Source organism: Stenotrophomonas sp. YJH_SMC_33, from assembly GCF_059372295.1.
Genome location: NZ_JCAFVJ010000002.1, coordinates 167,337 through 193,964 on the forward strand (window position 1 = coordinate 167,337; position 26,628 = coordinate 193,964).

24 protein-coding genes are annotated in these 26,628 nt (G+C 66.3%); 7 read left to right on the forward strand and 17 right to left on the reverse strand.

Annotated features, from left to right (window positions below; genetic code table 11):
• Positions 1-7: 7 nt before the first annotated feature.
• The 3 genes from AC5P9W_RS04620 (at position 8) to AC5P9W_RS04630 (ending at position 3,502) form a co-directional block, all read left to right on the forward strand.
• Entirely contained in the window at positions 8-748 is a 741-nt protein-coding gene (locus AC5P9W_RS04620) for a response regulator (protein ID WP_019659345.1), read from the forward strand.
• Complete coding sequence (locus AC5P9W_RS04625) at positions 745-2,058, forward strand: sensor histidine kinase (protein ID WP_111098252.1); 1,314 nt, start codon at positions 745-747, stop codon at positions 2,056-2,058. The genes AC5P9W_RS04620 and AC5P9W_RS04625 overlap by 4 nt, the downstream gene beginning before the upstream one ends.
• Positions 2,059-2,242: 184 nt before the next feature.
• The gene (locus AC5P9W_RS04630; protein WP_111098253.1) at positions 2,243-3,502 is read left to right on the forward strand and encodes an MFS transporter; all 1,260 of its coding nucleotides are present in this window, start codon (positions 2,243-2,245) and stop codon (positions 3,500-3,502) included.
• Between the two features lie 4 nt (positions 3,503-3,506).
• Here AC5P9W_RS04630 and AC5P9W_RS04635 read toward each other — a convergent pair whose 3' ends face one another.
• Entirely contained in the window at positions 3,507-4,454 is a 948-nt protein-coding gene (locus AC5P9W_RS04635; RefSeq protein WP_206621301.1) for a nucleoside hydrolase, read from the reverse strand.
• A 267-nt stretch (positions 4,455-4,721) separates the two neighbouring features.
• Between AC5P9W_RS04635 and AC5P9W_RS04640 the strand changes: the two genes are divergently transcribed.
• Together AC5P9W_RS04640 and AC5P9W_RS04645 are read left to right on the forward strand one after the other, a co-directional pair.
• Positions 4,722-5,195, forward strand: coding sequence for an SMI1/KNR4 family protein (locus AC5P9W_RS04640; RefSeq protein ID WP_241744877.1), 474 nt, complete (start codon positions 4,722-4,724; stop codon positions 5,193-5,195).
• 443 nt (positions 5,196-5,638) lie between these two features.
• Positions 5,639-5,965, forward strand: coding sequence for a hypothetical protein (locus AC5P9W_RS04645; protein ID WP_206621300.1), 327 nt, complete (start codon positions 5,639-5,641; stop codon positions 5,963-5,965).
• A 70-nt stretch (positions 5,966-6,035) separates the two neighbouring features.
• Here the strand turns inward: AC5P9W_RS04645 and AC5P9W_RS04650 are convergent, their stop codons facing one another.
• From AC5P9W_RS04650 to AC5P9W_RS04720, 15 genes are all read right to left on the reverse strand, one after another.
• On the reverse strand, positions 6,036-6,755 hold the full coding sequence (locus AC5P9W_RS04650; RefSeq protein WP_021203087.1) for a GntR family transcriptional regulator: 720 nt from the start codon (positions 6,753-6,755) through the stop codon (positions 6,036-6,038).
• Positions 6,756-6,860: 105 nt separating this feature from the next.
• Positions 6,861-8,228 carry an SLC13 family permease gene (locus tag AC5P9W_RS04655; RefSeq protein ID WP_111101831.1) on the reverse strand — a complete coding sequence of 456 codons (1,368 nt, stop codon included), beginning with the start codon at positions 8,226-8,228 and terminating at the stop codon, positions 6,861-6,863.
• A 104-nt stretch (positions 8,229-8,332) separates the two neighbouring features.
• Positions 8,333-9,253 carry a malonate decarboxylase subunit epsilon gene (gene mdcH, locus AC5P9W_RS04660; RefSeq protein WP_021203089.1) on the reverse strand — a complete coding sequence of 307 codons (921 nt, stop codon included), beginning with the start codon at positions 9,251-9,253 and terminating at the stop codon, positions 8,333-8,335.
• Complete coding sequence (mdcB, locus tag AC5P9W_RS04665; protein WP_495218911.1) at positions 9,250-10,107, reverse strand: triphosphoribosyl-dephospho-CoA synthase MdcB; 858 nt, start codon at positions 10,105-10,107, stop codon at positions 9,250-9,252. Before mdcB ends, mdcH begins: the two co-directional genes overlap by 4 nt.
• Positions 10,104-10,745, reverse strand: coding sequence for a malonate decarboxylase holo-[acyl-carrier-protein] synthase (gene mdcG / locus AC5P9W_RS04670; protein WP_111098258.1), 642 nt, complete (start codon positions 10,743-10,745; stop codon positions 10,104-10,106). Before mdcG ends, mdcB begins: the two co-directional genes overlap by 4 nt.
• The gene (gene mdcE / locus AC5P9W_RS04675) at positions 10,738-11,448 is read right to left on the reverse strand and encodes a biotin-independent malonate decarboxylase subunit gamma (RefSeq protein WP_021203092.1); all 711 of its coding nucleotides are present in this window, start codon (positions 11,446-11,448) and stop codon (positions 10,738-10,740) included. Before mdcE ends, mdcG begins: the two co-directional genes overlap by 8 nt.
• On the reverse strand, positions 11,445-12,353 hold the full coding sequence (locus AC5P9W_RS04680) for a biotin-independent malonate decarboxylase subunit beta (RefSeq protein WP_019659334.1): 909 nt from the start codon (positions 12,351-12,353) through the stop codon (positions 11,445-11,447). Before AC5P9W_RS04680 ends, mdcE begins: the two co-directional genes overlap by 4 nt.
• Positions 12,350-12,670, reverse strand: coding sequence for a malonate decarboxylase acyl carrier protein (gene mdcC, locus AC5P9W_RS04685; protein ID WP_188250127.1), 321 nt, complete (start codon positions 12,668-12,670; stop codon positions 12,350-12,352). The genes AC5P9W_RS04680 and mdcC overlap by 4 nt, the downstream gene beginning before the upstream one ends.
• A gap of 9 nt (positions 12,671-12,679) precedes the next feature.
• Entirely contained in the window at positions 12,680-14,323 is a 1,644-nt protein-coding gene (gene mdcA / locus AC5P9W_RS04690; RefSeq protein ID WP_021203095.1) for a malonate decarboxylase subunit alpha, read from the reverse strand.
• A 189-nt stretch (positions 14,324-14,512) separates the two neighbouring features.
• Positions 14,513-16,705: a TonB-dependent siderophore receptor gene (locus AC5P9W_RS04695; RefSeq protein WP_206621299.1), complete on the reverse strand. Its 2,193-nt coding sequence runs from the start codon at positions 16,703-16,705 to the stop codon at positions 14,513-14,515.
• Between the two features lie 322 nt (positions 16,706-17,027).
• A complete protein-coding gene (gene mqo, locus AC5P9W_RS04700) occupies positions 17,028-18,716 on the reverse strand; it encodes a malate dehydrogenase (quinone) (RefSeq protein WP_495218913.1) in 1,689 nt (562 codons plus the stop codon).
• Positions 18,717-18,907: 191 nt separating this feature from the next.
• Positions 18,908-19,354, reverse strand: coding sequence for a GNAT family N-acetyltransferase (locus tag AC5P9W_RS04705; protein ID WP_021203098.1), 447 nt, complete (start codon positions 19,352-19,354; stop codon positions 18,908-18,910).
• Between the two features lie 184 nt (positions 19,355-19,538).
• A complete protein-coding gene (locus AC5P9W_RS04710) occupies positions 19,539-20,123 on the reverse strand; it encodes a hypothetical protein (RefSeq protein ID WP_021203099.1) in 585 nt (194 codons plus the stop codon).
• 198 nt (positions 20,124-20,321) lie between these two features.
• A complete protein-coding gene (locus tag AC5P9W_RS04715) occupies positions 20,322-20,756 on the reverse strand; it encodes a tetratricopeptide repeat protein (RefSeq protein WP_111098263.1) in 435 nt (144 codons plus the stop codon).
• A gap of 158 nt (positions 20,757-20,914) precedes the next feature.
• Positions 20,915-21,820 (reverse strand): LysR family transcriptional regulator ArgP, encoded by a 906-nt coding sequence (locus AC5P9W_RS04720; RefSeq protein WP_019659327.1) that lies wholly within the window; start codon positions 21,818-21,820, stop codon positions 20,915-20,917.
• 138 nt (positions 21,821-21,958) lie between these two features.
• Here AC5P9W_RS04720 and AC5P9W_RS04725 point away from each other — a divergent pair, with 138 nt between their 5' ends.
• Entirely contained in the window at positions 21,959-22,594 is a 636-nt protein-coding gene (locus tag AC5P9W_RS04725) for a LysE/ArgO family amino acid transporter (RefSeq protein ID WP_019659326.1), read from the forward strand.
• Positions 22,595-22,761: 167 nt separating this feature from the next.
• Positions 22,762-24,744 (forward strand): alpha/beta hydrolase family protein, encoded by a 1,983-nt coding sequence (locus tag AC5P9W_RS04730; protein WP_021203101.1) that lies wholly within the window; start codon positions 22,762-22,764, stop codon positions 24,742-24,744.
• Positions 24,745-24,801: 57 nt separating this feature from the next.
• On the opposite strand, the gene AC5P9W_RS04735 is transcribed toward AC5P9W_RS04730, so the two are convergent.
• On the reverse strand, positions 24,802-26,556 hold the full coding sequence (locus AC5P9W_RS04735; protein WP_111098264.1) for a peptide MFS transporter: 1,755 nt from the start codon (positions 26,554-26,556) through the stop codon (positions 24,802-24,804).
• Between the last annotated feature and the right edge of the window lie 72 nt (positions 26,557-26,628).

The window sequence follows — 26,628 nt, forward strand, 5'->3', positions numbered from 1 at the left end:
GAACGCAATGAACCATGTACCGCACATCCTGGTCGTCGACGATGACAGCGAGATCCGCCAGATGCTGGCCGACTACCTCCAGCGCAACGGCCTGCGCGTGAGCCAGGCCGACGGTGGCCGGGCCATGCGGGCGCTGATGGATACCCATGCCGTGGATCTGGTGGTGCTGGACGTGATGATGCCGGGCGAGGACGGACTGAGCCTGTGCCGCAACCTGCGCGCCGGCAAGCATCGGGCGGTACCGGTGGTACTGCTGACCGCGCGCGACGACGAGACCGACCGCATCATCGGCCTTGAAATGGGCGCCGACGACTACGTGACCAAGCCCTTTTCTTCGCGCGAGCTACTGGCACGCATCAATGCGGTGATCCGTCGCACGCAGATGCTGCCGCCGAACCTGCAGGTAAGCGAAGCCGGCCGCCAGTTGGCCTTCGGCGAGTGGCGCCTGGATACCACCGCCCGCCACCTGCTGGATGCACAGGGCACCGCGTATCCGCTCAGCGGCGCCGAGTTCCGCCTGTTGCGCGTGTTCCTCGATCACGCCAATCGGGTGCTCAGCCGCGACCAGCTGCTCAGCCTCACCCAGGGCCGTGATGCCGAACTGTTTGATCGCTCGATCGACCTGCTGGTCAGCCGCGTGCGCCAGCGCCTGGGTGATGACGCGCGCGAGCCGACCTACATCAAGACCGTGCGCAGCGAAGGGTATGTGTTCAGCCTGCCGGTGCAATTGCTGGGGCCGGACGAATGAACACCGCCGCACGTCGTCCACGCTGGCCGCGCACGCTGTCGGCGCGTCTGCTGCTGGTGCTGCTGGGCGGACTGTCCCTGGCCCACGCACTGTCCTTCGGCTTGCTGTTCTTCGAACGCTACCAGTCCACCCGCAGCATGATGCTGCGCAACCTCGACGAGGATGTGGCAGTGAGCGTCGCGCTGCTGGAACATTTGCCTGCGGAGCAGCGTGAGGCCTGGGTGCCCCGGCTGGAGCGGCGCACCTACCGCTATCTGCTGCGCCCGGCCGCGGCCGGACCAGGGCTGCAGACCGATCGTGCACGCCAGGTCACGGCGATCATCGACGACAGCCTGCAGCACCGCTATCCGTTGCAGGCGCGCCAGGTGGCTCGCCTGCCGGAGCGGTTCGAGGTGGAACTGCGCCTGCACGACGGCACGCCCTTGACCATTGAAGTCACCCCGTCGGGCCTGCCGCTGGCACGTTGGCTGCCCGCCGTGCTGCTGCTGCAGCTGGCGCTGCTGCTGGTGTGCGCGTGGCTGGCGGTGCGTCTGGCCATGCGCCCGCTGCAGCAGTTGTCGCATGCGGTGGAGCATCTGCAGCCGGGCAAGGACGGGCCTGCACTGCCTGAAGATGGCCCTGCGGAAGTAGGCGGCGCAGCAGCCGCACTCAATGCCCTGCAGGCACGCATTCGTGGCCATGTCAGTGAACGCCTGCAGATCCTGGCCGCGATCTCGCATGACCTGCAGACCCCCATCACGCGCATGAAGCTTCGGGTGGAGACCCTGCCTGAAGACAGCACCCAGCAGCGCCTGCTGGCCGACCTCGATCACCTTGGGCAGCTGGTGCGTGAGGGCGTGGCCTATGCGCGCAGCAGCCACGTTGCCGCTGGCGCGCCGGTGTCGATGGACCTGGGCGCGTTCCTCGCCAGTGTGGTCGGCGACTACGAGGACATGGGCAAGCCGGTCACTGGCGGTGCGCCCGCTGGACTGGTCGTGCAGACCTGGCCGCAGCCGCTGCGCCGCGTGGTCGGCAATCTGGTCGACAACGCATTGCGCTACGCCGGCGCCGCCGAGATCGAGGCGGGCCGCGATACGGCCGGAAGGGTGTGGATCAGCATTTCCGACCGTGGCCCCGGCATTCCCGAGGACCAGCTGCAGGCAGTGCTGGCACCGTTCCACCGGCTGGAGAGCTCGCGCAACCGCGATACCGGAGGGACCGGTCTGGGACTGGCCATCGCGGTGCAGCTGGCGCAGTCGCTGGGTGGTTCGCTGAGGTTGCGCAACCGCGAGGGTGGCGGGCTGCGGGCGGAACTGCAGCTGCCGGGCTGAGTTGCCCGGCCTTGTGTTCCAGCAAGGATGCTTCTGCTTCGGCCTTGGCGGTGAGCGCTTCACCGGTCATCAAACCCAGTGCATGCACGCAGTCGACAGCCGATGACCGGCATTTCACCCCGTCCATGCCACGCTGCGCGGAACCTGCCCAACCGGGACCGAGGCTGTTGAAGGCGAACACGCAATGACTGCGGCGCGGCAGCGCTCGATGTGGGTGGCGGGCCTGTCCACGGTGGTGGAGTGGTACGACTTCACCCTGTACCTGTACTTCGCCACGGTGCTGTCGCGGGTGTTCTTCGGCGGTGGCGAGCAGGCGTTGCTGGTGACCTTGGCTGGCTTCGCGGTGTCCTACCTGATGCGTCCGCTGGGCGCGCTGTGCTTCGGCCACCTGGGCGACCGCCTGGGCCGGCGCTGGATGCTGCTGGCTTCGATGGCGTTGATGGCAGCGGCGATGCTGGCCACTGCACTGCTGCCGACAGCGGCCACGGCCGGTACGACGGCCGGCGTGCTGCTGCTGATCCTGCGCTGCGTGATGGCGTTTTCGGTGGGCGGTGAGTACACCGGGGTGGTGGCGTACCTGCTGGAAAGCGCACCGGCGCGACGACGTGGCCTGGTGACCTCGCTGGCCTCGGCCGCCAGCGAAGTGGGCGCCCTGCTGGCGGTAGCGATCTCTGCACTTACCGTCGCGCTGCTGCCCACACCGCAGCTGGACAGCTGGGGCTGGCGGATTCCGTTCTTCGTTGGGGCTGCGCTCGCGCTGGTGATCCTGGTTGCGCGTTCGGGCATGCACGAGTCGCCGGAGTTCGAGCGCCAGCGGCGCGAGGGCAGCATCCCGGCCACGCCACTTCGGCACGTGCTGCGCCACCACCCGCTGGCGGTGGCGCGCACCTTTGCGATCTCCGCCTTGGGCTCGATCACCTACTACGTGGGCATCACCTATGTACCGGCGTTCCTGCACGCACGGGGGCATGATGAAGGCGATGCGCTGTGGTTGTCGACGATCGCGGCGGTGGCGGTCATTGCGATCACGCCGCTGTGCGGCGCGTTGTCCGACCGCTTCGGACGACGGCCGATGCTGTTGGGTTTGACCGTGCTGGCAGCGCTGCTGCCGCTGTCTCTGTTCGCGTGGATGGCGCAGGCGACCGCACTGGGCATCGCGCTGGCGGCGGTAGTGCTGGCCTGCGTGGCCGGTGGCATCAGCGCGGTGGCGGCGCCGGCCACGGCCGAGCAGTTCCCCGGCGAAGGCAGGGTCAGCGGGCTGGCACTGGGGGTAACCATGGCCACTGCATTCTTCGGTGGCGCAACGCCGTGGCTGGCGCAATGGTGGGTGGAGCGCAGCGGCTGGGCAGCGGCGCCGGGCGCGATGATCGCGTTGGTGGCGGTGCTGGTGCTGCCGGTGCTGTGGACCCTGCCCGAGACGGTCCCGGGCAGGGCCAGGCGCTAGCGGGTCAGACCTTCAGGGTCTGCTCGATGTCAGCCAGCACCGCGGCCGCATCCACGCCGATGGCAATCGACTGCACCACGTGGCCGTCCCACACGCTCGGGCCGAAGGCCAGGCCTTCCGGCTTGGGAATGGTCATGCCGCGGGCAACGCCGTCGGTGGCCACGCGCACGCTGGCGCGTTCGAACTGGAACAGCTCCGGTCGGGTCAGCGCGATGCAGGCGCAGCAGTCGTGCACGACCATGCCCTTGTGGCCAGCCTGCAGGTAGAAGTCCACGTAATCCTGCGACAGCGCACGGACCAGCTCGGCGTCGGCGCCGCCGATGGCGGCCAGCGTGTCCAGGCCGTCACGGTCCATTTCCACGCGGGTGGTGACGTCCAGGCCGATCGCGGTCACCGGCCAGCTGGCGGTGAACACCACGTCGGCGGCTTCGGCATCGCCCCAGATATTGGCCTCGGCGGCCGGGGTGATGTTGCCGTTGACGTGGAAGGCGCCGCCCATGATCACCACGCCGCGTACCAGGCCGGCGATGTCCGGGGCCTGCTGCAGGGCCAGGGCCAGGTTGGTCATGCGGCCGACCGCGACCAGGGTCACTTCGCCCGGATGGGCGCGGACCAGGTCGATGATCAGCTGATGGGCCGGGCGGGCATCGGCGGCCACGTCCAGGCTGGCCGGCACCGGGTGGTTGCCCAGGCCGTTGTGGCCATGGATGTGGACCGGCCAGGCTTCGGGGGTGGCTTCCGGCTGCAGCGGGCCATCGGCACCGCGCGCGACCGGGGCGGCGAAGCCCCAGGCCTGCTTCAGGTACAGCGCGTTGTGCGTGGTCGACTCCACCGAGGCATTGCCGAAGGTGGTGGTGACACCGATCAGGTCGATCTGGGCGTGCTTGTGCAGGTACAGCAGGGCCAGGGCGTCGTCGACGCCCGGGTCGGTATCGAAAATGACTTTCAGCATGTTGTTGTTCTTCTTCTTCTTCCGTGTGGTGCGGGGGGCGCCGGCGGCCCGAAGGCAGGCCGGCGCGCCCTACATTGTCCCATCTTCATGACAGGCAGGGCGAACCGCGGCGTCGGTGGGGGCATATCATCGCCTTCAAGGTAGGGTGTCGACTCGAACCGTTTGAGAGCTGTCCTGCCAGACTCCGAACCATCTTCATCGATGACGAGCCAGTGCCACTTTGCATTGCCGACACCTACTATGCAGAGAACGGCAGCAGTTCCGTATTTGAAGAGCGCACCTGGCTCATTGGCAGAAGGTGACTCCTTGGTGGAAACAATTGCAGAGAGTTTCAGGAAAATAGCGATGAAATATCAACTAACAGAAGGACAGCTCAATGGTCCAGCTCAACTTTCGGCCATTGATAGCCTGCCAGAAGAATTGAGAACGGCACTCCCTAAGAGCTACCTTGAATTCCTTAAGACTCACGACGGCGGCGAAGGATTCATTGGCGATAACTACATAATTTTTTGGAGGGCAGAAGAGCTGGTTGATTTCAATCGTGAATATGAAGTCGAGACGGATGCGCCCGGTGTATTTTTGTTCGGCTCCAGCGGGGGAGGAGAAGCGTATGGATTCGACATGTGGGATGTCGCTATGCCGGTAGTAATGATTCCTTTTATAGGCATGGATCGTCAATACGCCATCGTGGTAGCGGCCGACCTTCCGGATTTATTTGCGCAATTGGCAGAGCGAGAATGATTGGCCTGGATAAGCACGCACGCCCTAAAGGCGTGGAGCTGTTCGAGCTTAGACCCGTTATCGTTGGTGGTGATCCGGTCAGCCCTGAGAACAAAGCCTGGTTGACGAGAGAGCAGCATTTTGAGGCTGTGCGCTACTGGAATAGGATTGTCAGAAGTCTGCGTGATGGGCCGAAGTAGCTGGAGATAGAACGGTGTAGAAGGAGTAGGTCAGGAGCGGCCAGCTGCTATATAAGACATCTTGAATTGCTAAGCGAACCGGAGGATGTCCGGCTCGCGCAAGATAGTTTGTAGAATTCCTGCAGGTCTGACTAAAATGCTTGGTCAACATTTATCGATAGCCTCGCAGAGTATTTATTCGAGCGGAAATCCGATGGAAAAGCCGCGCTGCAACCAATGGATCAGTCGCGGTAGGTATGCCCCCCCTGCTCAAGGAGCTGCGCCATGCTGGTGGTAACCCTGGTCTTGGTCGCCCTGGTATTGGGCTTGAACCTCGTCGCCACCTTCGTGGTGCTGGGGCGCGAAGAGGTGTCGGCGGGCGGCCGGACGGTGCAGCTGCTGCTGGTATGGCTGCTGCCGCTGGTCGGCGCCATCCTGTGCCTGGCAGTGGCCACGGCCGATGGCTCCGGCAGCCGGGGGGATGGCGGCGGAAGCCATGACACCTCCGTTGGCTATGCCAGTGACAACCACAGCCATCACAGCCACAGCAACTTCGACTGCAGCAGCGACGGTGGCAGCAGCGACGGTGGCAGCTGCGGTGGTGGCGATTGACGAGATGTTCCGGGACGCCGGCCAAGGTCACGTCCTGGTAGTGCCGGCCGCTGGCCGGCAACTCATCCGCTCAACCGCCGCCTTCGGTCGGCAAGGGCGCCGGCACGTTCAACAGCCCGCCCGCTGCCACATAGGCGGCCAATGCCTGGCCCTGGCTGAGCAGATGGCGCTCCATGGTGCGTTCGGCAGCCTGCGCATCGCGGCGGCGGAAGCACTCCATCAGCTCGCGGTGTTCGGCCAGCGATTGCGCGGTGCGCCCCGGGGTCAGCAGCTGGCGGCCGCGATGCATCTTCAGGATGCGGTGCAGGTCGTGGGTGATGCGGATCAGCCACGGGTTGCCGGCGTAATGCTGCACGGTTTCGTGGATCAGGTAGTTGTTGCGGTAGTACTCGGCGATGTTGCCCTCGGCCGCCGCCGCTTCCATCGCTGCATGCAGGGCCTCCAGTTGTTGCACGCCGGCATCGTCGATGTGCCTGACCGCCTCGTGTGCGCAACGGCCTTCCAGCATGGCCATCACCGGGAACAGCTGGTTGAGGTCTTCCAGCGTCAGCCGGGTGACCCGGCTGCCACGACCGGCATCGATCTGCACCAGGCCTTCGGCGGCCAGCAGCTTCAGCGCCTCGCGCAGGGGCGTACGGCTGATGCCCAGTTCTTCGCACAGCGCGGGCTCGTCGATCCACCCGCCCGGCGGCAACCGGTAGTCATAGATGCGCTCGCGCACGTGTTCGGCCACCTCTTCGTACAGAGGCGCGCGCTTCTTCGGGGACCGTGGAGCAGGGGCGATGGCCATGGAGGAAGTGTACCGCCAGGTAGTGCCGGCCGCTGGCCGGCAACCCGTGATCGCTGGATGGCTTCATGAGATTGCCGGCCAGCGGCCGGCACTACCGCTGGGTGGTTACATCCAGCCGGGCACCACGAACACCAACCACGCCAGCAGCGGCCCCAGCGCCACCACCAGACCGCTGTAGACCAGGAAGCGGCGGAACAGGGTCTCCCGTTCTTCCTTGGCGGCCGAGGCGACGACCAGCGCGCCATTGGTCGAGAACGGGCTGACATCGACGATGGTGGACGACACCGCCAGCGCGCAGATCACGCCGGCCGCGCCGAGATGGCCCTGCATCAGGAACGGCACCGCCAGCGGAATGGTCGCGCCCAGCACTGCGGCCGACGAGGCGAACGCGGAGACGATGCCACCCACGTAGCAGACCAGCAGCGCACCGAGCAGCGGGATGCCGATGTTGGACACGCCGTTGCCGATGAAATCCACCGCGCCGGCATGTTCCAGCACGCCGATGTAGGTCACCACGCCACAGATCAGCAGCACGGTGGACCAGCTGATGCCATCGACCGCGCCCTTCTGGCTCTGCGGCGACAGCAGCGCCAGCGCCACCGCCACGGTGATCGAGACCAGGCCGACGTTGAGGTTGTAGATCAGCGCAGCAACACCCAGGCCCAGCAGGCCGATCAGAGTGAACAGCCGCTCGCGGGTCAGGTTCACCGCATCCAGAGCGGCGGGATCATTGGACAGGGTGCCCCCGCCAGCGGCTACCAGCGCGCCGTGGCCTTCGATGGCGAACTGGCGTGAGGATGCCTGCGGGCCACCGGCCATTGCCAGTTCGGCACTGCCGATCGTTCCGGCCGCGGTGACCGAACCACGCCGCAGCAGGGCGATGCCGCCGAAGGCGAAGAAGCAGATCGTGGCCATCATGAAGTTGAAGCCGAGACTGGTCAGGAACACCGCCATTTCAGTCACGTCCAGCCCGGCTTTCTGCACCACGCCGTTGGTGATGCTGCCGTACACGCTGATGGGCGAGAAGCCGCCGGCCTGCGCGCCATGGATGACCAGCAGGCCCATCATCAGCGGGTTGATGTTGTACTGCTTGGCAAAGCGCAGCGCGACCGGGCCGATGATCGCGACCGCCGCCGGGCCCAGCGCACCGAACGCGGTCAGCACCGCGGTGATCACGAACATCACCCACGGAATGGCCACGATATGGCCGCGTACCGCTTTCACCGCCCAGTGCACCAGCAGGTCGATGGTACCGTTCTTCTGCGCGATGGCGAACAGGTAGGTGATGCCGACCAGGGTCAGGAACAGATCGCCGGGAAAGCCGGCCAGGACCTCCTTGCCACCCATGTCGACCCACAGCCCACCGATGATGAAGGCCAACGCGAAGGCGACCGCGCCCATGTTGATCGGCATCGCCGTGGCGACGATGAACATGATCACCAGGCCGATGATCGTTGCGATTTGTGGACTCATGCGCCCTCCCAGACACGTGGCTCACGTACAGCGCGGATGGAGACCCGCCATCCCGGGGTAAGGCGACGTACGGCGTATTGCGTGATACGTACTGCTCGAACCCGTTACTGAAGCCGTTCCAGCGCGCTGCGGACCCATGCCGCGGCGCCGGCCAGGCTCTGGAACTCTTCCACCGCGCGCACCTCGCAGCACGGATAATCGGACGCGACCATGCGGGCCAAGGCATTGCCCGGGCCCAGCTGCAGGAACACCCGCGCACCGCGCTCGTAGGCCTGGCGCATCACCTGCGCCCACTCGATGGTCTGCGCCAGTTGCAACGACAGCGTGTGGACCGCCGTTGCGCGATCCCGCACCGGACGCGCATCGATGCCGGCCAGCAGCGGCAGGCGTGGGCCCTGCAGCGCCGAGGCATCGAGTGCGGCGGCGAACGGTGCGACAGCAGAGCGGAGCAGCGGCGTATGCGCGGGCACATGCACCGGCAGCGGGCGGATCTCCGCACCCTGCGCGCGAGCGTCATCGGCCAGCGCCTGCAGAGCGGTCTGCGTGCCGCCGACGATGAAGTGATCGCGGCCGTTGGCGATGGCCACATGTGCGCCGTGTGCATCACACAGCGGCTGCAGGGTATGGCGCTCCAGCCCCAGCACGGCCTGCATGCCTGCATCGGCAGGGCTGGCGGCATCCATCAGCCGCGCGCGCTGCGCGGCCAGGCTCAGGCAGGTGCTCGCATCAACGCTGCCGGCAACCACATGCGCCGCCAGTTCACCGATGCTGTAGCCGGCCACCAGCACCGGTGCTGGCACTGCTTCGCGAAGTCCCTGCCAGTGCGCGAGGCTGGCTGCACACAGCAGGGGCTGCGCGAGTGCATTGCCGAAGCGCGATTCGTCAGCGGCCGCCGCGAACACATCGCGTCCAAGCACTGCGCTGGCGGTCTCCAGTACGTCGCGCGCGGCCTGCAGATCGCGCACGCGGTCGAACATCGCCGCATGCTGCGCACCTTGGCCGGGGCAGAGCAGGGCAAGGCTCATGCGCCCTCCTGCAGCAGCAGGAACCAGCTGCAGGCCAGCAGGTCGGCGCTGCCACCCGGGCTCAGGCGGCGCGCGACGAAGCCCTCGCCGATGTCGTGCAGGTGTGCCTGCCAGCCAGGCGCGAAGGCACCGCCCGCCTCGATGAAGCGGCGCGCCTGTTGCTGCGCCCAGGCCAGGCCCTCTGCGCCGCCGCGGTGCAGCAGGTTGAGATCGTCCACCTGCGCGACCAGCTGCATCAGGGTCTGGCACATCGCTGCATCACGCGGCAATTCACTGTGCAGGGCATGACGCAGGGTCGGTATGGCCAGCTCGCGCAGCATGGGGTAACCGGCGGCGGCCTGTTCGCGCACGCCCGGCACGCCATGCCGCAGGCGCGCGCGCTGGCCGGGGCTGGAGGCATCCAGCGGCGCCACGGCGAACGCATCCGCCCAGTGCTGTACGGCCAGGCACACCTGCTCAGCGGGCGCGGCGTGGCCCTGCTGGCGGCGGCAGCGTGCGGCAGCGGCGACCAGCAGGCCCAGGCTGAAGATGGCACCGCGGTGGGTATTGATACCGCCAGTGGCGCGCAGCATCGCGTGCTCGGCGGCGATACCGTGCGCGCGCAGGATGGCGAACGGCGCGTCAGCGGCACCGGCGTCGGCAATCGCGGTGAAGAAGTGGCGCAGCGCGAACAGGCTGCGCAGGAACGTACCGGCGTCCATGTCGTCATGGCTGCCGGTATCGAAGGGGGTGACCAGCCCTGGCTTGGGCGCGCAGGCCAGTTCGGCATGCAGGCTGGTGATGGCCAAGCGGCCCAGACGCGCGCTGTCGATCGCGTTTGCATCCTGCAGCCGGGACTGGAAGACCGCGCTCACGCCGCCGCTCCGGCAGTCTCGAACAGGCGCTCGCGGACGTCCAGTGCAGCACCCTCCAGGCGCTTCACCAGCACCTGGCGGCTGTCACCGGCAAACTCGCGCCAGTTCACCGCGCCGCCATCAGGCAGGCACAGTTCACCATCGACCCGGCGGGCATGCGCGTGCTCCCAGGCGTTCAGGCGTGCGGCAAGCGCATCGGCCTGCGTACGGCTCTCAACCTGCCACAGCAGGTCGATGTCCGAGCATGCGTGCACATAGGGCAGGCCGCTGAGGTGCTGCCAGGCGAAGGCGCCGAACACGCGTGCCGGTGCAACGCTCGCCAGTGCGTGCAGGGCCCTCTGCCAGTCGGTTGGCACGCCCCGGGTGAGTACCGCGTCCAGTGCGGGCGGCAATTGCAGGCGCTGCACATCCTGCTGCGGCACGCGCAGCGCAAGGCGCAGCTTGCCTTCGCCCGGTGGCAGCGGCACGCCCAAGCGCAGGCGCGGGTCGGGGTCATCCGCGGCGCGGCGCGCCACCATGGCCGGCAGACCCTGCGCGAACCACGCTGCCAGGCGCGGTTCCTGCGCAGCCACGTCGGCCCGCCAGTCGGCGTGGGCCGACAGCCAGACCAGCATGTGGCGTGCGGGCTGATCAGGCATCGCTGCGGGCCACCGCATCTGCAACATCCGCCGCCAGTGCACGACCGCCGCGCTGTGCAGCCAGCGCCGCGCGTGCATCGCCGTCGCTGGGTGTGCGCAGGGCCCGCAGCAGGTGCTGGGCGAGATCGCCATCCCACAGCGATTCCACCGCACCCATCGCCACGTAGTTGGCCACGCCCGGCGCAAATACCGGCGAGCTCTGGCTGAGTGCCTGCAGCTTCTCCAGCGGTTGCTTGGTTACCCGGGCCATCGCGCGCAGGTCCATCACCCGTACCTGTGCATCGGGCAGGGCATGGATGTGGTCGGCCATCAGGCCGAAGGACAGGAATCCGCCGCTCACCGATTCGCCGTAGACCAGGGTGACCAGACGCGCGCCACGGCGGCGGGCCAGATCGAGAGCCTGCGCGAGATGCGCGAAGTAGCCGTTGATGCCCAGCAGCTCATCGCGCCGCGCCAGGCGCTGGCCGGCAGTGTCCGCCAGCATCACGATCGACCGCTGCGGGTGTGCGGCGGTGCTGGCAAGCACGGTCCCGGCCAGCGCCAATGCATGGTCGACGCCAACCTCGATGCGATCGGTGGTGCCGATCACGGTCACCTCGCCATCGTCGGTGGTGGCGGTACCGGTCAGCACCGAATCCTGGATGTCGATACGATGGCCACGCGGGAACAAGGCATCGAGCAGAGACTGCAGCGGTGCGCTCATGGCAGCCTCCGGGCGGCGGTGGCGGCAAGGAAGGCGTCGGTGTCCAGCAACGGCAGTCGTTCGGGTTCGGCGATGCCTTGGCGGGCCCAGATTTCCAGCCCATCGCGGCAGTCGCCCCAGGCCTGCATTCGGGCTTTCAACGCCGCATGGCGTTCCTGCAGCGCGGCCAGCGCAGCATCGGTATCCGTGCTGGTGGCATCGGGTTGCAGCGCATTGCTTGCGGCCTGCGCGAAGGCTTCGATGGCGTCGGGTACCAGCACCTGTGCCTGGTCGATCAGATAGCGGTGCTTGCCGCCGGTCACGCGCCAGACCAGTGCACGGTCGCGCGAGTCGAACTCTTCGACGCCGCGTACCGTCTCGATCACTTCCGGTCCGGACAACGACAGCCGGCCTTCCTCGGACATGATCACCGTGGTGCAGCAGCGGGCGACGATGCCCATGCCGCCGAACGCACCGTTGCCGCTGCCGATCAGCGCGATGACCGGCACGCCCGCTGCACGCGCGTCCAGGGTGGCGCGCATGATTTCGGAGATCGCAATCAGGCCCGCATTGGCTTCGTGAAGCCGCACGCCGCCGGTATCGAGCAGCAGCAGCACGCCGTCAGGGCGGGTGTGCGCCGCACGGCGCAGCAGTCCGGTCAGCTTGGCGCCATGCACTTCGCCCACGCCACCGCCCATGAACTGCCCCTGCTGCGCGGCCAGCAGTACGTGCTTGCCGCGCAGCGTGGCCTCGCCGACGACGATGCCATCGTCGAACGCGGCCGGCTGGTCCAGCTGGGCCAGGTGCGGGCTCATCATCCGCCGCGCCGGGCCAAGGAACTCGCGGAACGAGCCGGCGTCAACCAGCCCGGCGATGCGTTCGCGCGCATCGGCTTCGTAGTAGCTGTGGCGCTGTACGTGGCTCATGGCGTGCCTCTGGCCAGCAGGGTTTCGACGGCCTGGTCGAGGCGCAGGCTGACCACGGCCGGGGTCGCACCGGCGTCGTTGATCGAGACGCGCACATCGCGCAGCGGATGACGCTTTGCGAAGTCGTTGATCACCGCCTGCCAGATGCTGCCGAAGCCCTGCGCGGCGGTGATGACGCGCACCGTCATCGCGCCCTGCTGCGCCACCGGTTCCAGCAGGATTTCCAGGTTGCCCGACGCCAGCACGCCCACCAGCACCGCATCGCGCGGGAACTGCACGGCGGTGCGGCCGTCGAATCGATAGTCGAGGGTTTCCATGCTCTGTCCTTACCAGTTGCGGAAGCGCTTGGGCGGGTCGTAGAGGCCACCGGACCAGCGCACCAGGTCCTTCACCGAGCGTGCGGCCAGCAGATCGCGGCTGGCGTCGCGGGGCGAAATACCCAGGTCGTCCGGGCGACGGATCACGCCGCGGTCGCGCAGGTTCTCCACCATCGCGCGGTCGCGGCCAAGACCGACGGCGGTGTAGCCGGATACGCCGCGGATCGCCTGTTCGCGTTCCTCCGGCGTGCGGCACAGCAGCAGGTTGGCGATGCCTTCCTCGGTCAGCACATGGCTGACGTCATCGCCGTAGATCATCACCGGCGGCAAAGGCATCTGTGCGCGCTCGGCCAGGTCCCAGGCATCGAGGCGCTCGACGAAGGCCGGGGCCATGTGCTCGCGGAAGGTTTCCACCATCTGCACCACCAGCTTGCGCCCGCGTGGCATCTCGCCCGGACGTGCGGCCTGCTGGCCGGCCTTGATCCAGGCCTCGCTGGCGTGGCGGCGGCCACGTGCGTCCGAGCCCATGTTCGGTGCGCCACCGAAGCCGGCGATACGGTCGCGGGTGGCAGTGGAACTGTTGCCCTGCAGGTCGATCTGCAGGGTGGAACCGATGAACATGTCGCAGGCATACAGGCCTGCGGTCTGCGAGAACGCGCGGTTGGAACGCATCGAGCCGTCGGCTCCGGTGAAAAACACATCGCCGCGCGCGGCAATGTATTTCTCCATGCCCAGTTCCGAACCGAACGAATGCACCGACTTTACGAAGCCCGATTCGATCGCCGGAATCAGTGCCGGGTGCGGGTTCAGTGCCCAGTGCTGGCAGATCTTTCCCTTCAGCCCGAGCGATTCGGCATAGGTGGGGAGCAGCAGTTCGATGGCGGCGGTATCGAAGCCGATGCCGTGATTCAAACGATTCACGCCGTACGCGGCGTAGATGCCCTTGATGGCCATCATTGCCATCAGCACCTGGATCTCGGAGATCTGCGCAGGGTCGCGGGTGAACAGCGGCTCGATATGGTTCGGCTTCGGCGCCTGCACCACGAAGTTGACCCAGTCCGCAGGAATATCGACGCGGGGGAGGCTGTCGACGATCTCGTTGACCTGGGCGATGACGATCCCGCCCCGGAACGCAGTGGCTTCGACGATCACCGGCGTGTCTTCGGTGTTCGGGCCAGTGTAGAGGTTGCCGTGGCGGTCGGCGGCCTGCGCGGTGACCAGCGCCACCCGTGGGGTCAGGTCGATGAAGTAGCGGCCGAACAGTTCCAGGTAGGTGTGGATGGCACCGATCTGGATGCGTCCCTCGGCGACCAGGTTGGCCAGCCGCACCGACTGGGGGCCGGAGAAGGAGAAGTCGAGCCGGGAGGCGATGCCGCGCTCGAACACATCCAGATGCGAGGGCAGTGACAGCACCGACTGCACCATGTGCAGGTCGTGCACTCGTGCCGGATCGAGGCCGGCCAGCACCTGTGCCAGGAAGTCGGCCTGCTTCTGGTTGTTGCCTTCCAGGCAGACCTTGTCGCCGGGCTCCAGCAGCGCGTGCAGCAGTTCACCCACGTCCCCGGCGGCGACCTGGTGGCCGCGCGCCCACGGCGCGGCCCGCTCCAGGCGCGCCTGGCGGCTGCGCTCCAACGTATCCCAACTCGGGTTCATCGACGGGCTTCCGACTGGCGTTGAAATAATTACGACATAATTACGGAGCGGAGTGCAACCCGCAGTGCAGCAAAAAAGGCCCGCGCGGAGGCGGGCCCATTCAGGTAGGCCACGACGGTGGGTCGTGGCGGAGAGGGCGTGCCGACCAACGGTCGGCACCCACCAGGCACCCACCGGTTCGCGGGTTGCTCAGAACTTCCAGCGCAGGCTGGCCGACACGAAGCGCGGCTCGCCGTAGTTGTTGTAGTCCAGGTTCGCCCAGTAGCTCTTGTCCAGCGCGTTGCGCACGCTCAGCGTCGCCGTCCAGTTGTCGCTGATGCGGTAGTTGGCGTTGAACTGCACCAGCATGTAGGCCGGCTGGTTCACGGTGACCGTGCCGCCCAGCGGGTAGGCAATGTTGTAGCCCTGCACCTTGCTCTGCCACTGCAGGCCGCCGCCAACGCTCAGGCGTTCCAGTGCGCCGCGCAGCTGCAGTTGGGTGTTGAGCTGCAACAGATCCTTCGGCGGGTTGGCGTACAGCAGGTCAGTGGCCGCGCGGGTGACCTTGACGTGGGTGTAGCCGGCATTGACCGTCCAGCCCGGCAGGATCTCGCCGTTGACGTCCATCTCCCAGCCGCGCGCCTTGGTGCCGTTGACGCCGATGTAGGCCGAGGTGCCATCGCTGAGCGAACCCTCCGGCACGCCCATGTCGCGCACCGCGTAGTTGTCCTGCTTGGCCTCGAACACCGCCGCATTGGCGGTCAGGCGGCCATCGAACCACTGCGTCTTGATGCCCGCTTCCAGGTTGGAGCCCTGTACCGGCGCCAGCAGGTTCTCGTTGCGGTCCTTGTAGTTCTGTGGATTGAAGATCTCGGTGTAGCTGGCATAGGCCGACACGTTCGGGGTGATCTCGTAGACCAGGCCCACGTACGGAGTGACTTCATCGCTCACCTTGTACGCACCGCTGGTGCCGGTATAGGCGCCGGCAGCGTTGTACGAGCGGCTGAGCGTTTCCCACCGGCTCAGGCGTGCACCGGCGATCAGCGACAGCGGATCGGCCAGGTGCACGCGGGTAGCCAGATAGACGCCGCTCTGCGTGGTCTTCGCTACACGGCGTGCGCCGGTGCGGGTGTAGGTCACCTCGGAAATGTCGCCGTTCCAGGAGTACACATTGGGGATGTAGTAGCAGCGCTCACGCCCGCAGGTGGCCCAGTCGCCCGGGAAGTTCAGCGCGACGGTGTTCGTGGTCCCTTCCAGATCCGACCACTGGGCGCCGACCGTGAGGTCGTGGTCGCGGCCGAACAGCGGGAAGCTGCCGGTCAGGTAAGCATCGACATTGCGTCGGGTGTCTTTCGAATCACCGGCGGCGGCACGCAGGTAGATGCCCGATCCGGTCACCGGGTCCGGGTTGCCGGTGCCGTACAGGCGCACGTTCTGCACGTTGCCGCGGGTGTAGGCCGTGTTGATCTTCAACAGCCAGTTGTCGCCGAAACGCTGTTCCAGGTTGGCGAAGGCGGTGTTGCTCTCGCGCTTCCAGTAGCTCCATTTCGGCGACAGGTTGGTCGAGCGCGGCAGGTGCGCGAAATTGCCCTGGCTGTCGAAGAACGGCACGGTGCCCCAGGTCGAACCGGTCGGGTTGTTGTCCTGGGTCTGGTAGCCGAGGGTGAGCGTGGTGCTGTCGCTGACATCGCCTTCAAGCACCGCCATGCCGGCCATCTTGTTCTCGTCGTAGCGGTCGTAGTACAGGCCACGATCGGTATAGGCGGCGACCACGCGGCTGCGGAAGCGGCCGTCATCGGTCAGCGGCGCGGTCACGTCCGCTTCCATGCGGCGATAGTCCCAGCTGCCCGTGCTGACCGCGAACGAGGCATCGAATTCCCTGCCCGGACGCTTGCGCAGCAGATTGACCGTGGCCGACGGCACACCCGCACCACTGAGCAGGCCGTTGGCACCGCGGATCACTTCGATGCGGTCGTAGAAGGCGGTGTCGTATTCCTGGTTGGTGGACCCGCTGTAAGTGGGGATGCCGTCGACCTGGAAGTCGGTGATGGCGAAGCCGCGCGCGTAGTACAGCGGGCGCTGCGTGTCATAGAAGGACACGCTGACGCCGGTCACGTTGCGCATCACGTCATTGATGCTGAACAGCGATTCGTCCTGCAGGCGCTGCAGGCTGATCGCAGTGGCCGACTGCGGGGTTTCCTGCAGGGTGATCGGCAGGCGCGTGGTGCTGGCCGGCGGAGCGGACTGCTCGGCTCGCACGCTGACCCGGTCCAGGGTCTTGGCATCGGCTGAGCCGTCGGCGACAGCAAACGCGCTGGGCGCCGCCAGCAGGGTCAACGACGAAAGCAGGGCAGCCGGCAGCAGCGCGCGGCGGGGCAGGCGGTTACGCAGGGTCAAGGACATGGTGGGCTCGAGGCTTGGAAGCGGGAAGGGTGGCGACAGTCGTCCAGTACCCGGGGCGGCGGCTTCGGGCACATCAGGTCCATCTGGGAGGGCGCGGTCACTGTGCAGGGCGCAAATGTAAATAATTCTTAACAACATTACAATTCGTGTCATCGTGCATCGGCTTTCCGGCACCAGGCATCGCCTTCTGTAGAGCCGAGCCCATGCTCGGCTGCTTTTTGCTGGAGCCGAGCTTGGGCTCGGCTCCACAGCAGGGAGCCGCCCAAAAGCGAACGGCCACCCGAAGGTGGCCGTCCGTCTGCATCGAAAGGAACGTGCGGGCTTACAGCGCCTGCAGTTCCTCATTGGCGTTGCGCTTTTCCTTGGCCTGCGCAGGCACCGTGGCCGCAGCGGGCGATGCCGCGTTCGCATTCACCGGCACCTCCAGATACGGCAGGTGCAGGGTCTGGCTGGTCAGCGTACGGATCTCGTTGACCAGCGCCGGGCTGTCGTTGAGCTTGCGCCCATACGACGGCACGATCTCGCGCAGGCGGGTTTCCCAGCCGGCCTTCATCTGCTCCGGGAAGGCCTTGGCCATCAGGTCCAGCATGATCGGCGGCGAGGTCGATGCACCCGGCGAGGCGCCGAGCAGGGCCGCAATGGTGTGGTCCTTGTCGGTCACGATCTCGGTACCGAACTGCAGCACCGCGCCCTTCAGCGGATCGCGCTTGATGATCTGCACGCGCTGGCCGGCGGTGATCAGCTTCCAGTCACCCGGCTTGGCACTGGGGAAGTACTTGACCAGCTCGGCCTGGCGGTCGGCATCGTTCAGGCGTGCCTGGCCCATCAGGTACTGCACCAGGTCCAGGTTGTCCTTGCCCACTTCCAGCATCGGGCCGACGTTGTTGTGGGTGACCGAGGAATACAGGTCCCACCACGAGCCGTGCTTGAGGAACTTGGTGCTGTACAGCGCGAACGGCCCGAACAGGACCACCGGCTTGCCGTCCAGCTTGCGTGCATCCAGGTGCGGCACCGACATCGGCGGCGAACCGGTCTCGGCCATGCCGTAGGCCTTCACCCCATGGCGCGAGGTCACGTCCTGGCCCTGGAAGGCGAGGAACTGGCCACCGACCGGGAAGCCGGCATAGTCCTTCGATTCCGGAATGCCGGACATCTGCAGCAGCTTGAGCGCGGCGCCACCGGCGCCGATGAACACGAACCGGGCGTGGGTGGTGGTCTCGGTGCCGGCCTTGAGATCCTTCACCGTCACGTTCCAGCTCTTGTCGGCGTTCTGCCGCAGCGCGGTCACTTCATGGTTCAGGTGCAGGCTGAAGTTCGGGCTGCGCTGCAGGCCGGCGGTCAGCTGGCGGGTGATCACGCCGAAATTGACGTCGGTGCCCAGCGGCATCCAGGTCGCGGCAACCTTCTGCTTCGGGTCACGGCCTTCCATCAGCAGCGGGGCCCACTGTTTGATCTGCGCCGGATCCTCGGAGTACTGCATGCCGTAGAACAGCGGATTCTTGACCAGGGCCTGCTGGCGCTTGTGCAGGTAGGCGATGTTGTCATCGCCCCAGACGAAGCTCATGTGCGGCGTCGGGTTGATGAAGTCGCTGGGCTGGTTCAGCCGGCCTTCCTTCACCTGGTGCGACCAGAACTGGCGCGAGACTTCGAACGACTCGGCGATGCCGACCGCGCGCTTGGTCTCGATGCTGCCATCGGGCAGCTCCGGGGTGTAGTTCAGTTCGGCGAAGGCCGAATGGCCGGTGCCGGCGTTGTTCCAGCCATCGGAGCTTTCACCGGCGACGCCATCGAGGCGTTCGTAGACCTGGATGTTCCAGTCCGGCTGCAGTTCCTGCAGGTAGGTGGCCAGGGTGATGCTCATGATGCCGGCGCCGACCAGCACAACATCGACGGGCTTGTCGTTGCTGGCGGCGGGCACCGAGCGCTGGGTCAGCGGCCAGTACAGGAACAGCGCGGTGGCCAGCAACAGCAGCACGAGCAGGGCGAGAAGAGCCTTGCCAAATTTCTTCATGGGGGCGGGATCGTTGGCGGAGGGGAAGGGGTCAGGATGCGCGTGGGGCAGGGAAAGGGCGTGAAGAAACAACGCCTTGCAGCATCCATCCGCGATTCTAACCGGATCCGGTCCTTTTTTGATGCAACGCAGCATCCGACGTTTCGCGGCGCTGTCACATGGACGGCAGGCGACGCCCGGCAACGGTGGGATCAGACCAGCTCAAGGATCTCGTCGCCGGCCTCATCGACCCCGCCGGTCGGGCGCCAGCCCAGGCGGCGGTAGAAGCCATGCGAGCGCGAACGCGGGTCGGCGGAGCAGGCCAGGAACAGCCGCTGGTGGCCGGCATCGCGGGTCAGGCTGACCACGTTCTGCAGCAGCTGGCGGCCAATGCCGCGGCCCTCGTAGTCCGGCAGCAGGGCCAGCACCAGCACCTCGCCGCTGTCACGGTCGGCGAAGCAGTAGCCGGCCATGCGCTCGCCGTCCCAGGCGATGCGGCCGATCGAATCGCCCTGGGCGATGCCGGCCGCCCAGCTGTCCACCGTGATGCCCCGTTCCGCAAGCTGGGCCGCGCTGAAGGCGTTCTCGCGGGTGCGCCCGCGCAGGTCGATGCAGGCGGCGGCATCTTCGGGGCGGGCGTCGCGGACGAATACAGGCATGCAGGGCATCCTTGCGGTGATCGGCCGCTCAGTATCTGCATGGCGCATGGAATCGATGTGTAGGGTTGATGGAGATTGGATGGAGGCCCCGCAGCAGCAGGGGATAGGGGGATCGGTGCCGCTGATGCAGATGTCGCCCGGCGGCGTGGCAGTGAAAGGCTTTCAGCAGGTGCTTGCACCCCGGTCAGTCACTGCCGACGGTGAAGTACTCCACGGCGAAGTAGCCGATCTGGTAAGCCAGCGTTGCCAGCACCAGGCGCAGCTGTGTGCGTTGGCTGCGCAGTCGCCAGCCGAGCACCGCCACCGCCAGCATCAACACGGCATGCAACGGGTACGCGGCTCCCAGCAGCTTCCAGCGGCTGCTGCCCTTGATGGCGGTATCGACCAGGTCGAGCAGGGTCAGTGCAGCCACCACGCTGAAGATCCAGCGCCGACGCTGCATGAGATAGTTCCCGTAGCTGCCGTATTCACGCAGGTCGTCGGGAAACAGCAGCGCGCACAGCAGGAACCAGGTCGCGCAGTACACAATCACGAACAGGTAGGTTTCAAACGTCCAGCGGTGCACCTCGATGAGGCGGAACTCCCACCACCAGAAGGTCACCAGCGATATCAGCGTCCACGCCACCCAGCCCAGGTGCAGGGCCGAGCAGCCGCGGCGCTGCGGATGCTCGATGATCTGCGCCAGGCCCTTGAGCACGGTGGTGATCGACAGGCCGAGGATGATGCCCATCACCACCCGGATGTGCAGGAACAGCGGATCGGTCTGCATCGCGGCGCTCCGTGTCGGGTGCTGCGATGCTGGCACAACCGGGCGCCCCTGAACGGACCCCGGTCACGCACAGAAGAGCGGAGAAAAAAGGGACGGAGGGGATTAAGTCGCTCTCGCCCTGATTCGTCCATGGCTGAGGACTGGCCACGTCCTGGCGACCAGGCGCGGTATTCTCAGCGCTTGGCCGGCTTGGTGGTATCAGGGCGAAGTAAGGCCCTGCTGTCGCAGCAGGGCAATATACTTCCCGCCTTCATCGTCAGCGTCGAATATGTCCTCGCCGTCCAGTGCATACGCCCTGAGCAGGTATTCAAGGGCCCGATCCCGCTGCCCCAGAAGTTCGTTGCATTGGCCAGCGCGATACAGAATGAAGGGATTGGCACGCCCGTCCGGACCATTCAATGCATCCATGAAGTACTTCAGGGCGGCCACTACGTCACCGGAAAGAAAGCTCGCGTCTCCAAGTGAAGCACAGAGCCAAGTGTAGGCCTCCCAATCCTTGGCAGGAGCTGGCAACGCTTCTAAAGCCTGCAGCCAGCACCGAGTCGCACCAGCATGGTCATCGGCATCCATGAGGACGTTTCCCTGCTCTGAGAGGTCAGTGACCTGCTCATAGATTTCGTCAGGAAGTTCCATTCGGTTTGACTCACAGATGACAAGCCTTCCAGCCTACGTAAAAAAAGTGCACCTGTCGGCTGGCAAGTGCGCTATCTGGTGTCGCGATCGTCTCGCATTTTGACCCCGTGAGCCGAAAGCGCCTGTCAACCAAGATCTACACCCCCTGAGAAGCCAACTCAGCGCTTGCGCCGGATCAGCGCCGAGGAGGCATCCAGTACCGCGCGGGTGAGCAGGGCCATGGTCTGCACGTCGCCCTTCCAGTGCTGCCAGTACAGCGGCACGTCTTCCCACGCGCGCTGGCGCACGTAGACCAGGCGGCCGGCGTCCAGGTGCCGCTTGACCAGTGGCAGCGGGTTCATGGTCCAGCCCAGTCCGCCGAGGTTGGCCTGCACGAAGGCGCGCGTGGACGGAATCCACCAGGTCGGTGCAGTGCTGGGCAGGTCGTCGCCGGCCATGCGCCGGGCGAAGCGCGACTGCATGTCGTCCTTGCGGTTGAATACCAGCACCGGTGCCTGTGCCAGCGCCTGCGCGGTCACGCCCTTGGCGAAGTGGCGTTCGCGAAATTCGGGGGTGCACGTCGCTGCGTAGCGGATGCTGCCCAGCGCATGGATCTGGCAGCCCTGCACCGGCTCGTCCAGCGTGGTCACTGCGCCCAGCACCGTGCCCTGGCGCAGCAGCTCCACGGTGTGGTCCTGGTCTTCCACACGCAGGTCCAGGGTGGTGCCGGTGGTCTGCGCGAACTGGTAGGCGGCCTGCGGAAACCAGGTTTCCAGGCTGTCGTGGTTCACCGCCACCGGGATGCTGGCCTGGGGCAGATCCTCATCGGCCAGGCCCATCCGGTGCAGCGCATCGTGTTCGAGCAGGGCGGTCTGCTCGGCCAGCTGAACGAGCAGCTGCCCCTCGGCGGTGGCGGTGGCAGGCGTGCCGCGCTTGACCAGCAGGCGGCCGATCCGGTCCTCCAGTGCCTTGACCCGCTGCGAGATGGCCGAGGGCGTGACATTCAGCGACTGTGCGGCGCGGTCGAAGCTGCCTTCGCGGATCACCGCGGCCAAGGCGCGCAGCTGGGCATGATCGATACGCATCGAATTAAGCTCCGCTAATGTTGGTTTAGGAAGTTTAGCTCGTCTTTTTCATGTTGCGGCGCGACAATGGCGCCCGTTCCGGTGCTGTCCGCCTTCGCGAGGCACCGTCCCCCCAAGCAAGTTAAGGCAGTGAATCCCATGTTCTCGGTCATCTCCGCCAGCACCGGCCTCGGTGCCTGGTTCTCTGGTGCAGCTACCGGCATCGGCCTGTTCGCCGTGGTCGGCGCCCAGAGCGCCTTCATTCTGCGCCAGGGCATCCTGCGCAAGCACATCGTGCCGGTGGTTGCCACCTGTGCGGCCATCGATGCGATCTTCATTTTCGCCAGCGTTGCCGGCCTGCGCACGCTCACCTCGGCGCTGCCGTGGCTGACCAGCGCCGTGCTGTGGACCGGCGTGGCATTCCTGGCCTGGTACGCGATGAAGTCGGCACGCCGTGCGATCGCCGGTGGCGGCGGCATGGGTGAGGCTGACAGCGATGACGGCAGCCGCCGCGCGGTGCTGATGGCCGCAGTCGGCTTTTCGCTGATCAACCCGCACTTCTGGCTGGACATGATGGTGATCGGCTCGATCGCCGAGAACTTCGGCAACGCCCGCATGGCCTTCGCCGCCGGCGTGGTGACCGCCAGCTGCCTTTGGCTGACCGCGCAGGGACTGGGCGCACGCCTGCTGGCGCCGCTGTTCACCAAGCCCAGCACCTGGCGTGTGCTTGACGGCACCATCGCCGTGATCCTCAGCATCCTGGCCCTAACGTTGGCGGTGCGCGGGGTCCACTGACCCGGCGCATGCCCCCCGAACCCACGTCCTGACTCTCTCTCCAAGGTAGTGGTAACGACGGCACCGGCAACGGTGCCGTCGTTTTTTCTGCCGATGTGGCGCGGCAAACGGTCACGTGCCTAGAATCGTGCATCCGGACAGGGTGTCCGGTTTTCCATGGGGGAAGGATGCGCAGGATTGTGCTTGCTGTACTGCTGGGAGCGGTTGTGGGCGGAGCATCGGCGGCGACGCTGGACCTGGATCGCTATCTGCGGCAGGAGTCGTTTACCGACATCAAGATTTCACCGGGGGGCGAGTACATCGCCGCGACGGTTCCGCTGGAGGCCGGGACCGCATTGGCGATCTACCGCATTGCCGACATGAAGATGGTGGGCAGCTTCCGCCCGCCCCGCAACGATCACGCCCACACCTTCGACTGGGTCAGCAACGAGCGGCTTCTGGTCGGCATGGCACAGAAGTTCGGGGTGCTGGAGCGGCCGACGCCGACTGGCGAATTGTTCGGCATCAATGCCAATGGCAAGGGCGGCGAGCTGCTGGTGGGTTACCGGGTTGCCGACCAGAGCCTGGGTACCAACATCAAGGTCAAGCCGGCGGGCCTGGTGGCCGCGTACCTCAGTGATGAACTCAAGGACGACGACCGCAACGCACTGGTGACGGTAATCCCGCTGGTCGGCAGTTCGCATGCACAGGTCGAGCGCATGGACGTGATCACCGGTCGCCGCAATGCGGTGGCACGGGCTCCCATTCCCGATGCGGACTTCACGACCGATGAGCAGGGCGAAGTGCGGTTCGCGCGCGCTGTCGTTACCGACGGCACGCAGAAGCTCTATTACCGCACGGGCAGCAACAGCGACTGGCTCCTGCTCAACGATGAATCCCTGAGCAAGCGCATCGAGCTGCCGCTCGGCTTTTCGGCCGATGGTCGCCTGGCGTACCTGCAGGTCGAGCAGGCAGACGGGCCTGACGCCATTGTGAGCTGGGATCCGCACAGCAATGAGCGACGCACCGTGCTGCGCGATGGGACGGCCGACCCTGCGCGCATCATCCGGCGCCCCGGCAGCCGCGTACCGGTCGGGGCGCTGTTCCTTGGCAGTGCACCGCGAACGGCATTCTTCGATGATGCCTCGGACGAAGCCCGCCTTTACCGCAGCCTCGAAGCGGGCCTGGGCGGAGCGGTCTACATCACCTCCAGCACGCGCGATGGCAGGACGGTGCTGGTGGAAACCTGGTCAGGCAGCAACCCAGGCGATTTCTATCTCTATGACACGGTGGCCAAGAGTGCTCGGCACCTGATCAGCCGCAGCGACTGGATCGACCCTGCGCTGGCCGCGCAGGTGCGTCCGATCAGCCTGAAGGCGCGTGACGGGCGTCCGCTGCATGGTTTCCTTACCGTCCCGCATGGCCACGAGGCCGGTGCGCTGCCGATGGTAGTGGTGCCGCACGGGGGCCCGATCGGCGTTGCCGACGACGGCACCTACGACACCGAGGCACAGATGCTGGCGGCGGCAGGCTATGCGGTGTTGCAGGTGAATTTCCGCGGATCTTCCGGCTATGGCCGGGCCCACATGCAGGCTGCGCGCAAGCAATGGGGGCTGTCGATGCAGGATGACGTCACCGATGCCACGCGGTGGGCGATCGACCAGGGCGTGGCCGACAAGAACCGCATCTGCATCTACGGGGCCAGTTACGGTGCCTATGCGGCGATGATGGGGGCGGTGCGCGAACCAGGCCTCTACCAGTGCGCGGCCGGCTACGTCGGCATCTACGATCTGCCGTTGATGTACGCCCGCGGAGATATCCAGAGTGATGAGTCAGGCCTGGCCTACCTGCGCAACTGGCTGGGATCGCCCAAGGATCTGGCAGAGCGTTCCCCGGTGAATCTGGCTGCGCAGGTACGGGTACCGGTATTCCTGGCCGCAGGTGGCCAGGACCAGCGTGCGCCGATCGTGCACAGCGAACGCATGGAAGCGGCATTGAAGAAGGCGGGTTCGCCGGTGGAAACCCTGTACGTAAGGAACGAAGGGCATGGCTTCTATTCGCCTGCCAACCAACGCACGTACTACAGCAGGTTGCTGGCCTTCCTCTCGCGCAGCCTGGGGGGACAGGTGGCCGCGCAGGCCGCGCCTGCGGAAAAGAGCAGCGCGCCCTGAGCACGCCGGGAGCGGCGGATGATCGATCCGCCGCCCCGGATTTCGCCTGCACCGGGCTTACTTGACCCCGTGCATCATCTTCTTCAGCAGCGGCGCGGCAATGAAGGCGGCCAGCGCACAGCCCAAGCCGATCCACATCAGCAGCCAGAACAGGTGCGCATAGGCGCCGGCGGCGGCCACCATGTCCAGCGATTCGCCTTCCGGCACCTCGATCGCGGCCAGCTTGCCGAACAGCGCGGCCAGCGTCTCCGAGAAGGCGGTGGCGAGGAACCAGGTGCCCATCATCAGGCTCATCACCCGCGGCACGGCCAACTGGGTGACCGCCGACAGGCCGACCGGCGACAGGCACATCTCGCCACTGGCCAGCAGGAAGTAGGCCAGCACCAGCCACCACACACTGGCCATCTCGCCGGTAGCGCCGACCTGCTGTGCGGCCAGTGCCAGCGGCACGAACGACAGCGCGCCGATCACCAGACCCCAGGCCGATTTGACCGGCTTGCCCGGTTCCCAGCCGCGGCGGTCCATCCACGTCCACAGTGCGGCGAAGGCCGGTGCCAGCAGCACCAGGAACAGGCCACCCAGGTAGGTCAGCGAGCCTGCGGTCTGCGGGATCACCAGGCAGTCGCGCACCAGCAGCACCAGCATCAGCACGACGATGGCGGCGAAGAACGTGCGCGGCGCAGCCGAGCCCGGGCGCCGTTCCGACAGGCGCGCGCTGACCACGAAGCCGAGCGGTGCCAGCAGCAGCGAGAGAATCGACCACGGCAGCGGCGTGCCGCCGGTGATCACCAGCGAGGGCACGATGTCCTTGGTCAGCAGGCGGTCGGTGAAGGTCACCCACGAGCCGTAGGACTGCTCGTACATCGTGAAGAACACCAGCGCCATGAAGATCAGCACCATCAGCGCGATCATCTGCTGACGCTGCACCGGCGTGCATTTCGTGCCGGTGAACCAGGCGAACCAGACCAGCACGCCGCCCAGCACCACCAGCATCAGCATCAGCGCCAGGCTGATTTCACCGCCCAGCGCGAACGCGCCATTGCCGGCGGCCCACATCAGCCAGGCGACCGGCAGCACACCGAGCATCGCGCACAGGTAGATCAGCCATTCGCGCGGCAGGCCCAGCACCTTCTGTTTCAGCGCTGCCGGCTGCGGCGGTTCGGCGTGGCCCTGCAGGTATTTCTGGCCCCACAGGAACATTGCCAGGCCGGCCAGCATGCCGACGCCGGCCGCACCGAATCCATACTTCCAGCCGTAGGCCTCACCAAGGAAGCCGCACACCAGCGATGAGAACAGCGCACCGAGGTTGATGCCGGCGTAGAACAGCGAGAAGCCCGAATCGCGGCGCGGATCGTCCTTGGCGTACAGCTTGCCGACGATGGTGGAGATGTTCGGCTTGAGGAAGCCGACGCCCATGATGATCAGCGCCAGCGACAGGTAGGTCACCGCCAGTGCCGAGGTGTCGCGCACCACTTCGCCGTTCACCCGGTAGGCTGCATGGCCCTCGAAGGCCATGCCGAGGTGGCCGAGCACCAGCAGGATGCCGCCGAACAGCACCGCCCGGCGCATGCCCAGCCAGCGGTCGGCCAGCATGCCGCCGAACACCGGGATGCAGTACACCAGGCCGCCGTAGGCGCCGAGCAGGTCCAGGCCGGCCTTGTCGCCGAACAGGTGGTATTTGGTCAGGTACAGCAGCAGCAGCGCCTTCATGCCGTAGAAGGAGAAGCGCTCCCACATTTCAGTGAAGAAGCAGACGTAGACGCCCTTGGGGTGGCCCAGGAAATCGTCGGAAGCGATAGCGGTGGAATTCATCGCGGAATTATAGGCCTGTGGCCCGATCCGCTTTCAGTGGATCCACGCCATGCGTGGATTGCCGGACTGGTC